The sequence below is a fragment of the Macromonas nakdongensis genome (assembly GCF_002837145.1).
Classification (GTDB): domain Bacteria; phylum Pseudomonadota; class Gammaproteobacteria; order Burkholderiales; family Burkholderiaceae_C; genus Macromonas_B; species Macromonas_B nakdongensis.
In genome coordinates, this window is record NZ_NWMV01000106.1 from 1 (window position 1) to 11,668 (window position 11,668).

Here is an 11,668-nt window from a genome sequence, read left to right on the forward strand (position 1 = left end):
GGCATGTGGATGTCCAGCAGCACCAGGTCCCAGGGGCGGTGCTGCAACTGCGCCATGGCCTGCACCGCGTCGCCGGCCTCGCCCAGCTCCAGTGCCCAGGGCGCGGCCGACCCCGGCGCGCGGCAATCGGCCAGCAGTGCCCGCAAGCGCGCACGCGCCAGCGGCTCGTCGTCCACGATCAACACACGCACGGCCGTTTTCCTCCCGCGTCGCCGGCCTGGTCCGTCCGCTGGCGCCACCGCCAGACCTGGCCCGATAAAATTGGTGCCTTCACGCCTTCCATTCTTTCAAAAAACGCCGCACTTGTGTGCGTCCGGCCCCCACACACCATGTCCACCAACCAACTCGACACCAAATCCCAAGCCTGGTCGGCCCTGTTTTCCGAACCCATGAGCGAGTTGGTGAAACGCTACACCGCCAGCGTGTTTTTCGACCAGCGCCTGTGGCAGGCCGACATCGCCGGCAGCCTGGCCCACGCCGACATGCTGGCCGCCCAGGGCATCATCGGCGCCGACGACCTGGCCGCCATCCAGCGCGGCATGGCCCAGATCACCCAGGAAATCGAATCCGGCGCCTTCGAGTGGAAGCTGGACCTGGAAGACGTGCACCTGAACATCGAAGCGCGCCTGACCCAGCTGGTGGGCGACGCCGGCAAGCGCCTGCACACCGGCCGCAGCCGCAACGACCAGGTGGCCACCGACGTGCGCCTGTGGCTGCGCGGCGAGATCGACGTGCTCGGCGGCCTGCTGACCGAGCTGCAACAGGCCCTGGTGGAGATTGCCGCGAAAAACGTGGACGTGATCCTGCCCGGCTTCACCCACCTGCAGGTGGCACAACCCGTGAGCTTTGGCCATCACCTGCTGGCCTACGTGGAAATGTTCGCCCGCGACGCCGAACGCCTGGCCGACGTGCGCCGCCGCACCAACCGCCTGCCGCTGGGCAGCGCCGCGCTGGCCGGCACCACCTACCCACTGGACCGCGCCCGAGTGGCGCGCACCCTGGGCATGGTCGATGAAGCCGGCGAGGCCCAGCTGTGCCAGAACAGCCTGGACGCCGTGAGCGACCGCGACTTCGCGATCGAATTCACCGCCGCCGCCTCGCTGTGCATGGTGCACATCAGCCGCCTGAGCGAAGAGCTGATCGTGTGGATGAGCCAGAACTTCGGCTTCATCCGCATCGCCGACCGCTTCACCACCGGTTCGTCGATCATGCCGCAGAAGAAAAACCCCGACGTGCCCGAACTGGCGCGCGGCAAGACCGGTCGCGTGGTGGGGCACCTGATGGGCCTGATCACCCTGATGAAAGGCCAGCCGCTGGCCTACAACAAGGACAACCAGGAAGACAAGGAGCCGCTGTTCGACACGGTGGACACCCTGAAGGACACCCTGCGCATCTTCGCCGAGATGATCGGTGGCCAGATCAACCCCGCGACCGGCGCCAAGGAAGGCGGCCTCACCGTGAACGCGCCGGCCATGGAGGCCGCGGCCAAGAAAGGCTACGCCACCGCCACCGACCTGGCCGACTACCTGGTGAAGAAAGGCGTGCCCTTCCGCGACGCCCACGAAACCGTGGCCCACGCGGTCAAGGCCGCCACCAGCCACGGTGTGGACCTGTCGGAACTGCCGCTGGCGGTGCTGCAGGGCTTCCACGCGTCCATCGAAAAAGACGTGTTCGATTGCCTGAGTCTGCGCGGCAGCCTGAACGCCCGCAACACCCTGGGCGGCACCGCACCGGCCCAGGTGCAGGCGCAGATCGAACGCCACCGCGCCCGCCTGGGCGCCTGATCCGGCCCGGCAACAGCCGCGGGGCCGGCCGTTTCAGACCGGCAGGGCCGGCGCCAGTTCCACCCGGTTGCGTCCGGCGCGCTTGGCCTCGTACAGGGCCGCATCGGCGCGGTCCATGAAACGGTTCAGGCTGAGTTCGCGCGGATCGAAGGCGGCCACGCCAAAGCTGGCGGTGTAGCGCAGGCTGTCGCCATAGGCCTGCAGCTCGCCACTGGCCACCGCCAGGCGCATGCGCTCGGCCACCCGCACCGCCTCGGTCACCTCGGTGCTGGGCAGCAGCACCACAAATTCCTCGCCGCCCATGCGGCCGATCACGTCCACCTCGCGCACCTCCTGCGCGATGGTGCGGGCGAAGCTGGCCAGCACCGCATCGCCCATGGCGTGGCCGTAGGTGTCGTTCACGGCCTTGAAATGGTCCAGGTCGATCATGATGAGCGACAAGGGCAGACCGTAACGCAGGGCGCGCTGCATCTCGGTTTCGGCGGCTTCGGTGAAGGCGCGCCGGCTGAACACACCGGTCAGCGGGTCGATGCGCGCGGCCATCTCGGCCGCCTCCTTCTGGCGGCGCAGTTCCTGGGTCGCCTCGTGCACCTGGGCCTGGAGTTCCCCCTGGTTCAAGGCCACGCGTTCGGCCATGGCATTGACCCCCACGGCCAGCGGCTCCATCACCCCGACCTGCTCCACGTCGGCCCGGGCCGACAGGTCGCCCTGGGCGATGCGCCCGACCACGGCGCTGATGTGCTGGAGGGGCCCGGTGACGCTGGACGCGATGAAGGTGGCCACCACCGCGGCCAGCAGCAGGGCCAGCACCGTGACCGCCACCGACCACAGCAGCACGTCCTGCTTCTGCCGCAGCAGGGACTCCAGGGTGAACTCCATCACCACATGCCCCATCAGGCGGCCTTTGTCGCCGGACGCGGTGCGCGGCACCTGTGCCTGGTAGGGGTCGTCGCTCGGCACCAGGGTCAGGTAGACCGGGTGGATGACCAGCAGGTTCTGCGGCGTGATGCGCAGCAGGTTGTCCGGGCCGAAATCGGGCAAGGGGTAGGACAGTTTGCCGGCCATGCGCTTGTGGTCCGGGTCGTTGGGGTAGATGGCCACGCCGCGCATGTGCGGGTCGCCAGCCAGCGCGGCATCGACCAGGCGCTGCAGGCTCTCGCCGTCGCCCGCGAACAGCGGGAATTCGGCGGCCCCGCCGAGTTGCTTGGACGAGGCCTGCGCCCGGTCGCTCAGGGCGGTGGTGAGTTCGCGGCCGTGCCGTTCGAGGAAGCCGAAAAGCAGCATCAGCACCACGATGACCGCGGGCAAGGCCGCGGCCAGCCACAGCCGCAACCGGATGCCCAGGGCCTGCTTGTTCATTTTCATGGGCGCTTCTCCAGGCGGCGCACGGCGGCCTCCAACTCGCTGCTGCTGCCGAAATCGAGCGACAGGGAGCGGGCCACCTGCTCGTTGATGGCCACGGCAAAGCCCTGGGCCAGTTCGGCCGGGGGCAGGCCACGGCCGTCCGCAAAGGCACGCAGGGCCTGGGCCACCTGCAACGACACCTGATCGATGGGGGTGTGCAAGGCCAGGGTGGCGCCGGCGCGGACATGGGCAGCGGAGTAGCTCAACAAGGGAACACGCTGGCGGTATGAGGCGATCAGGATGTTCTGCAAGGCCTCGGTGTTGTACAAAAGTGGGTCGGGCAGAGCCAGCAGGACGTCGGCGCTGTGCAACAACACCTGCAAGGCGGGATACAGGTCGGTGGCCACGTTGGCCACACGGGCGACGACCAGTTCGAGTTCGCGCTGGGCCGCCGCCCGCGCCAGCAGCGGCTCCTGCGCCGAGGACGTCGGGCCCAGCAAGACCCCAACCCGCCGGCGCTGGGGCATGGCCTGGCGCAGCAGGACCAGGAAACGGTCCACCGGCTGGTCCAGCCAGACCGCGGACGACCCCTTGGGCAAGCCCACCGCCAAGCCCCGGTGGGCGGCCTGCGGCACCAGGGCCGCCAGCACGGGCACCGCGGCCCACGCTGGGGACTGGGTGGCGCGCTGCGCAGCTTCGCGCAGGGCCTGGGTGCCCAGGGCCACGACCAGGGACGGCATCACCGCCGGGGCCACGGCCCCCACGCGCACGGCCAAGGCCAGCGACACCGGCAGGGCGGCGGTGTCGCGCTGCAAGACCCGCCCGAGTTCGGCGTAGACCCCACCCGAGTCGGAAGACAAGACCTCGACCACCGGACCGCGTGCCCACGCCGGCACGCACAGCCCCCCCGCCAGCACAGCCGCGGAACATAGCAACTGGCGGCGCAGCGGGCTCAGCTCAGAACTCCAGCTTCAGGGTGGCGAAAGCCCGGCGGGTGAAGACCGAAGGCACCTCGCTGGTGAACTCGGCCTGATCTCCGCCCAGGGCCTGCACCGTCAGGGCGGCCTCGGCACGGCTGTGGCCCCAACGGAACTGCTTGGCCAGACGCGCGTCGAGCCGCTGCGTGTTGCCTAGCCTGGAATTCAGGCCCCGCCACATCATGCTGGACTGGCTGTACCACCAGACCGACAGGTCCCAGCCCTGCGGCAAGCGCCGCATCAGGCCGAGCGTGCTCAGGCGGCTGGGCGGCAGGCGCTCGAAATTGCCCCCCTCCCCCGATCGCTGGAGGCGGTTGAAGCTCTGGTTGACGAGCAGATCGGTGTCGGCGTCGAGGGCCCATTTGACCTGGTATTCGAAGCCGCGCACCCTGGAACCGTCCAGGTTCTGGAAATCTTTCTCCATGCCCACGCCGGTTTCGCGGTCCTTGATTTCCTGGCTCAGGCGCTCCTCGTAGGCCCGGACGTCCAGGGTCAGGCCCGCCCCGGGGAAGCGGCCGTAGTAACTCACCTCGGTGGTGTGCAAGGACTCGGGCTGGACTCGGCCGCTGGACACGAAGGTGGGCACGTAGAGAGCGTAAGCAGGCAGGTAGTAACGGACGTTGGCATGCGACTGGAACAGCGTGGGGGCCTTCTGCGCGCTGGATACCCCGAAACGCAGGGTGTGGTCTGGCAGGAAGTGGTGGTTGAACATCACACGGGGCGAGGCATAACTGCCTGTGTCGCTGTTGTGGCCGGCGAACACACCGACGTTGAGCAACCACCGGTCCAAGAACGCCCACTCGACGTTGCCGAACACCCGCGCGTCCCGAACCCCGAGCCGGTCCGGCGTGAAAAACAGCGGCTGGGACACGGCCGAGTCTTCCTTCCAGCCCGCGCCCCACACCGCCCGCAGCCCTGGGGCCAGGCTCTTCTGGTGCTGGTACTCCAGGTTGAGGCGCCGCTCCGAGGAACCGGCATCGATCAGGATGTCGGGCGTGTAATCCGGCGACGGATAAAAGTCCGGGTCCTGGTAGATGTAGGCATCCCGAACGCGCTCCTCGTCCCAGGACAGGGACCAGCGGACCTGCTCCGTCTCGGTCAGCTGGCGGGTCACCACCGCCTGCACATGGGCCTGGCGCCAGCCCACGGTGCGTGGCGGGTTGCCGTAGCGGCCCGGCTCGCCCTCGCCCAGTTGCATCTGGGTGTACCCGGCGGTGAACAGCAAGTCGGTGTCGGCCGCCAGGCGGGCGTCGGAGCGCCAGCTCAGGCCGCCTTGGCGGGTGTCGTCGTGGACAAAGCGATAACCGTCGTCGGCCCGATGCGCCACCGTCAACCGGTGCGAGGCGTGTTCGTCGCCCCAACCCAGGCGGGCCAAGGCATCGCGGATGCCGTTGCTACCGGCGGTGAGCGACAGTGCCGCGCCCTGGGTGTCGGCGGCGTGGCGGGTGACCACGTTGATCACGCCGAACATGGCGTTGGCGCCGTACACCGCGGAATTGGAGCCCCGCAGCACCTCCACCCGCTCGATGTCGTCGAGCGGCACCGCGAGCATGCCCCGGGTGGTACCGGCCAGGTAGGTGATGGAATAGACGGAACGCCCGTCGACCAACACCAGGTTGCGGGCGCCGAATTCGTCGAGCGGGGCGTGGTAAGCCGCCACCGGGTTGGCGCCGTTGTAGCCCGACACCATGTAGCCGGGCACCAGCCGCAGCACATCGGCCAGGGTGCGGGCGCCGGAACGGCGGATGGTGTCGCGGTCGACCACCGTGACGGCGCCGGGCGTGTCGCTCAGGGGCTGGGCCAGGCGGGTGGCCGTGAGGACCACCGGCACCGGCTCGAAAAAATCCAACTCGGAAGGGGCCGACTCTTGGGCCAGCGCCAGAGGGGCCAGCAGCGTCCACACGGCGGCCATGAAAGCACGGCGCCACCCCAGGGGGTGGCGCCGGAACGGGGTGGCCAGCGGCACGTCGGTCATGGACCTATGCTACCACCCCACCTGACGACAGCCAGCGGCGGCCCGCTCAGCGGAAGCGCGACTGCGGCTTGGTCGCCAACTCGCCGTCCAGGGTGGACAGGTAGTTGGCGAGCTGCTTCATTTCGGCCAGTGTGAACTGCTTGGCAATGCCGCCCATGATGGGGTTGGCGCGGCCCACCACCTGGTTGCCTTCCACCGTGTAGGCCTTCAAGGCCACGTAAAGGTAGTCGGCGTGCTGGCCGGCAACCTTGGGGTAGCTCGGATCGACCGGCTTGCTGAAATTGGCACCGTGGCAGGACATGCAAGCGCCCTTGTCCAGCAGGGCCTTGACGGCGGCGCTGGGCTCTTTGGCCGTTTCGGGGGCGGTCACGCCGGGGTTGTGGCCGGCATAGAAGGCGGCCAGGTCGGCGATGTCCTGCTCGCTCAGCGAACCGGCGATACCGCGCATGCTGGGGTGCTTGCGCTCGCCCTTCTGGTAGGCCACCAGGGCAGAGACGATGAACTTGTCCGACTGGCCCGAAATCTTGGGCACTTTGTGGATTTCGGGGAAGCTGTTCTGGTAGCCCGGAATGCCGTGGCAGCCGATGCACATGGCGGCCTTGGATTCGCCGGCCTTCACATCACCGGTGGCCTGGGCGGCGGCGCCGAAAGACAGGGCAACGGTCGCGCTTGCGACAACGGTTTTCAGCAGGGGGGACAACGGTTTGTTCATTTTGCAAGCACAATCAGAAGGACGTTTGACAAAAATCAACGCCAGATTATATAGACTCGTCCCCCGGTCCCCACCCGAACCGCACCGCGCCGCCGCCCATGAAATTCACCGGATCTCAGAATTACGTCGCCACCCAGGACCTGATGCTCGCGGTCAACGCGGCCATCCAGCTCAAGCGCCCCCTGCTCGTCAAGGGCGAACCCGGCACCGGCAAGACCATGCTGGCCGAAGAGGTGTCGGCGGCGCTGGACATGCCGCTGCTGCAGTGGCACATCAAGTCCACCACCAAGGCGCAACAGGGCCTGTACGAATACGACGCGGTCAGCCGGCTGCGCGACAGCCAGCTCAACGACGACCGGGTGCACGACATCCAGAACTACATCGTCAAGGGCGTCCTGTGGCAGGCCTTCACGGCCGAGCAGCCGGTGGCGCTGCTGATCGACGAGATCGACAAGGCCGACATCGAATTCCCCAACGACCTGCTGCGCGAACTCGACCGCATGGAGTTCTACTGTTACGAGACGCGCGAACTGGTGAAAGCCAAGCACCGGCCGCTGGTGTTCATCACCTCCAACAACGAAAAAGAGCTGCCCGACGCTTTCCTGCGCCGCTGCTTTTTCCATTACATCAAGTTCCCCGAGGCGGCCACGATGAAGCAGATCGTGGACGTGCACTTCCCCGGCCTGAAAGACGAATTGCTGACCGCGGCGATGAAGACCTTCTTCGACATCCGCAACCTGCCGGGCCTGAAGAAAAAGCCCTCGACCAGCGAGCTGCTGGACTGGCTGAAATTGCTGATGGCCGAGGACATTCCGGCCGAGGCTTTGCACAGCCCCGACCAAAAGGTGAGCGTGCCGCCGCTGGTGGGTGCGCTGCTGAAGAACGAGCAGGACATTGCCCTGTTCGAGAAGCTGGTGTTCATGAACCAGCGCAACCGCTGAACCCGGAGGCCCACGATGAGCAACCCTTTGCTGGTGGAAGGCGTGTCCGACGCGGTGGGTTTCCTGGGTGGTGCCCTGGCCGGTTACGGGCTGGCGCGCGTGCTGGGTCTGGACCCCTTTTCGGAAGGCTACGACCTGGCCACCATCGTCGGCATCGGCGCGGTGGGCCTGGGCGGCGGATTGGGCCTGCAACTGGCCCGGCGCTGGCGGTTGGCGCGACGCCCCAAAACAGGTTCCGACCAGGGCCCACCATGAACGCCTTCACCACGCCGGTGACGCTGGCCAACGCCCACGTGCGGCTGGAACCCTTGAGCGCCGCCCACCACGACGACCTGGTGGCGGCGGTGCGCGACGGTGAACTGTGGAAACTGTGGTTCACCTTCATCCCGCGCCCCGAAGACATGGCCCAGGAAATCGAACGCCGCCTGGGCCTGCACGCCGCGGGCAGCATGCTGCCTTTTGCCGTGGTGTCGCTGGCCGAAGGCCCCTGGCAAGGCCGGGCCGTGGGCATGAGCACCTACATGAACATCGATGCCGCGAACCGGCGCCTGGAAATCGGCTCCACCTGGTACCGCCAGTCGGTGCAACGCTCGGCCCTGAACACGGCGTGCAAACGCCTGCTGCTGGGTCACGCTTTTGAGGCGCTGGATTGCATTGCGGTGGAGTTCCGCACCCACTTCTTCAACCAGGCCAGCCGCCGCGCCATCGAACGCCTGGGCGCCCAACTGGACGGCGTGCTGCGCAGCCACCAGATCGTGCAGCACCCCGCGGCCCGCGGCACCCTGCGCGACACCTGCATCTACAGCATCACCGCCGCCGAATGGCCGACCGTGCGCGCGCACTTGGACCACCAGCTCGACCGCCCGCGCGGCCCCTGAAGCGGGCGAGGAGACCCCCATGCTCATCGACTTTTTCTACACCCTGCGCGCGGCCAAGCTGCCGGTGTCGGTGAAAGAGTTCCTGACCCTGCTGGAATGCCTGCAACAGGACGTGGTGGGCCCGCGCACGCCCGACGCCTGCACGCTCGACGACTTCTACTACCTGGCCCGCACCGCGCTGGTGAAGGACGAAAAGCATTTCGACAAATTCGACCGCGCCTTCGCCGCCCATTTCAAGGGCGTGGAGATGCTGGCCGACTTCAACCAGGACATCCCGGCCGACTGGTTGCGCCAGGAGCTGGAACGCCTGCTCTCCGACGAACAGAAAGCGAACGCGCCCAAGATGGATTGGGACGAGCTGATGGAGACGCTCAAAAAACGGCTGGAAGAGCAGAAAGAACGCCACGAAGGCGGCAGCAAGTGGATCGGCACCGGCGGCACCAGCCCCTTTGGCCACGGCGGCCACAACCCGCAGGGCATCCGCATCGGCGGCAAGGGCGGCAACAAGAGCGCCGTGAAGGTGTGGGACCAGCGCGCCTACCGCGACTACGACGATACCCAGGAACTGGGCACGCGCAACATCAAGATGGCGCTGCGCCGGCTGCGCAAGTTCGCACGCGAAGGCAACGAGCTGGAGCTGGACCTGCCCGACACCATCCGCGCCACCGCCGCCAACGCCGGCTACCTCGACATCAAAATGGTGCCCGAGCGCCACAACAACGTGAAGGTGCTGCTGCTGATGGACGTGGGCGGCACCATGGACGAGCACATCCAGCGCGTGGAAGAGCTGTTCAGCGCCGCCAAAAACGAGTTCAAGCACCTGGAGTTTTATTACTTCCACAACTGCGTCTATGACTACGTGTGGAAGAACAACAAGCGCCGCTACGCCGAAAAATTCGAAACCTGGGACGTCATTCGCAAGTACAACAAGGACTACAAGCTGATCTTCGTGGGCGACGCGACCATGAGCCCCTATGAAATCCTGCAGCCCGGCGGCAGCGTGGAATACAACAACGAGGAAGCCGGTGCCGAATGGCTGCAACGGCTGACACACGCCTTCCCCAAATTCGCCTGGGTCAACCCCGAACCGCCTGGCGTGTGGCAGTACCGTCAGAGCATCTCCATCGTCCAGCAGCTGATGGGGCAGCGCATGTACCCGCTCACCCTCAAGGGGCTGGAAGAGGCGATGCGGACGCTGACCAAGTGAACACCCCGCTGCGCCGGTCTGCGGGCGACCCCGCCCGGCGCTGGCACGCAGCGTGGCAGCCGGTGCTGCTGGCGGTCCTGATGGGTTGGGGCGCGGCCACCGCCGCCCGGGCCCAGACCCCAGCCCCCAGCGCAGCCCCCGTGGCGGCGGCCCCCTTCACCCTGGAGGTGCAGGCCCCGGCCCCGTTCGACGTCCTGCTGCAGCGCCACCTGGCCCTGACCCGCTTCCTGCCGCTGACCGACCTGAGCCCGGGGGAACTGGAGCGCCTGGTCGCGCAAGTCCCCGACAACGTGCGCGACCTGCTGGGCACGCAAGGCCATTTCAACCCACGCGTGACCGTGGCGTTGAACCCGTCGCCCCCCGCCCCACCCGTGGTGCGGGTGCAGGTGGAACCGGGCCCGGCCACGCACATCGCCACGGTGAACCTGTGGCTACAGGGGGCCGCCCGCGACGAGGCCGAGGCCGCTGAACAGCGCCAGCGCCTGCACCAGGACTGGGGCCTGCCTGTGGGGGCCGCGTTCAGCCAACCGGACTGGGACAGCGCCAAGGCGCGGGCCCTGCGCGGCTTCAGCGCCCAGCGCTACCCGCGCGCGCGCCTGGAGACCAGCCTGGCCGACATCGACCCCGCCAACAACGCCGCCCATCTCCACCTGGTGCTGGACTCGGGCCCGGCCCATGGTTTCGGCCCGGTCACGGTCCGCGGCCAGCGCCGCTACGACCCGGCCCTGGCCGAACGGCTGGTGCGCCTGGCCGGTGTCCACCCCGGCCGGCCCTACGACGAAACCGTGCTGCAGGCGGCCCAGCAAAGGCTGGTGGACAGCGGCTATTACGAGTCCGCCTTCGTCGTCCTGGGCGAGGGCGACGACCCAACCCTCAGCCCGGTGGAGGTGCGGGTGCGCGAAGCGCGCCTGCAGAAAATCACCGCCGGCGCCGGGGTGAGCACCGACAACGGCGCCCGCCTGAGCCTGGAACACATCCACCACCGGCTGCCCGGACTGGACTGGCGCGCCGTGACGCGCCTGCAGCTGGAGCGCGACGCCCGCAGCCTGGGCGCCGAATTCAGCTCACCGCCCGACGCCCAGGGCTGGCGCTGGATCACCGGCGCGCAGCTGCAGCGCCAGTGGGACGACCCCCTGCTCACCCACAGCCAGCAATGGCGCGTGGGCCAGGCCCAGGCAGGCCCGGCCCTGGACCGCAGCTTCTTTGTGCAGTACGACCGCTCCCGCGAGGACAGCCCCGCGCTCGGGCAAACCGGCGTGCCCGAGTCGGCGCTGAGCGCGCACTACACCTGGACGCGGCGCGCCTTCGACCACCCGACCGCCCCCACCCGCGGCCACGGCCTGGCGGTGGAACTGGGCCTGGGGCTGACCCTGTCGCAGGACCACCAACCCTACACGCGCGCCCGGGTGCGGTGGCAGGCGTACTGGCCGCTGGCGAGTGGCTCCAGCCGGCCCAGCCGCCTGGCCTGGCGTCTGGAGGGCGGCGGCATCTGGAGCCGTGCCAACACCCCGGTGCCGGCCACGCAGCGCTTCCTCGCCGGGGGCGACAACAGCGTGCGCGGCTACGCCCTGCGTGACATCGGCGTGCCACTGGCCAGCGGCGGGGTCGAGGCCGGGCGCTTCCTGGCCGTGACCAGCCTGGAGTGGCAGCGCCCGGTGTGGATCCAGGGCCGGCGCAGCGCCTGGGAGACCGCGCTGTTCATCGACGCCGGTGCGGTGGCCAACCGCGCCCGCGACCTGGACCCCCAAGTGGGCGTGGGTGCCGGCGTGCGCTACAACAGCCCGGTGGGCCCGCTGCAGGCCGACCTGGCCTACGGCCTGGACCGGCGCCAACTGCGCCTGCACCTGAGC

11 protein-coding genes are annotated in these 11,668 nt (G+C 68.3%); 6 read left to right on the forward strand and 5 right to left on the reverse strand.

From position 1 onward, the window contains the following. On the reverse strand, nt 1-191 hold a 191-nt coding region (locus CON77_RS13115), incomplete at its 3' end, for a response regulator (RefSeq protein WP_157826957.1). A 138-nt stretch (nt 192-329) separates the two neighbouring features. Here CON77_RS13115 and argH point away from each other — a divergent pair. Continuing rightward, nucleotides 330-1,784 carry an argininosuccinate lyase gene (gene argH, locus CON77_RS13120; protein WP_101049841.1) on the forward strand — a complete coding sequence of 485 codons (1,455 nt, stop codon included), beginning with the start codon at nt 330-332 and terminating at the stop codon, nt 1,782-1,784. Between the two features lie 33 nt (nt 1,785-1,817). On the opposite strand, the gene CON77_RS13125 is transcribed toward argH, so the two are convergent. From CON77_RS13125 to CON77_RS13140, 4 genes are all read right to left on the reverse strand, one after another. Beyond that, nucleotides 1,818-3,149, reverse strand: a complete 1,332-nt coding sequence (locus CON77_RS13125; RefSeq protein ID WP_101049843.1) for a sensor domain-containing diguanylate cyclase — start codon at nt 3,147-3,149, stop codon at nt 1,818-1,820. Next, a complete protein-coding gene (locus CON77_RS13130; protein WP_198552378.1) occupies nt 3,146-4,024 on the reverse strand; it encodes an ABC transporter substrate-binding protein in 879 nt (292 codons plus the stop codon). The genes CON77_RS13125 and CON77_RS13130 overlap by 4 nt, the downstream gene beginning before the upstream one ends. Nucleotides 4,025-4,085: 61 nt before the next feature. Next, complete coding sequence (locus tag CON77_RS13135) at nt 4,086-6,080, reverse strand: TonB-dependent receptor plug domain-containing protein (protein ID WP_101049847.1); 1,995 nt, start codon at nt 6,078-6,080, stop codon at nt 4,086-4,088. Nucleotides 6,081-6,126: 46 nt separating this feature from the next. Next, entirely contained in the window at nt 6,127-6,792 is a 666-nt protein-coding gene (locus tag CON77_RS13140; protein WP_101049849.1) for a c-type cytochrome, read from the reverse strand. 98 nt (nt 6,793-6,890) lie between these two features. On the opposite strand from CON77_RS13140, the gene CON77_RS13145 reads away from it, so the two are divergent. From CON77_RS13145 to CON77_RS13165, 5 genes are all read left to right on the forward strand, one after another. Continuing rightward, nucleotides 6,891-7,733 carry an AAA family ATPase gene (locus CON77_RS13145; protein ID WP_101049851.1) on the forward strand — a complete coding sequence of 281 codons (843 nt, stop codon included), beginning with the start codon at nt 6,891-6,893 and terminating at the stop codon, nt 7,731-7,733. A gap of 15 nt (nt 7,734-7,748) precedes the next feature. After that, nucleotides 7,749-7,988: a hypothetical protein gene (locus CON77_RS13150; RefSeq protein ID WP_101049853.1), complete on the forward strand. Its 240-nt coding sequence runs from the start codon at nt 7,749-7,751 to the stop codon at nt 7,986-7,988. Then, on the forward strand, nt 7,985-8,611 hold the full coding sequence (locus CON77_RS13155) for a GNAT family N-acetyltransferase (RefSeq protein ID WP_101049855.1): 627 nt from the start codon (nt 7,985-7,987) through the stop codon (nt 8,609-8,611). Before CON77_RS13150 ends, CON77_RS13155 begins: the two co-directional genes overlap by 4 nt. Nucleotides 8,612-8,630: 19 nt before the next feature. Then, nucleotides 8,631-9,818 (forward strand): vWA domain-containing protein, encoded by a 1,188-nt coding sequence (locus CON77_RS13160; protein WP_101049857.1) that lies wholly within the window; start codon nt 8,631-8,633, stop codon nt 9,816-9,818. Next, the coding region (locus tag CON77_RS13165) for an autotransporter assembly complex protein TamA (protein ID WP_101049859.1) at nt 9,815-11,668 on the forward strand (1,854 nt) is incomplete at its 3' end. The genes CON77_RS13160 and CON77_RS13165, both read left to right, overlap by 4 nt.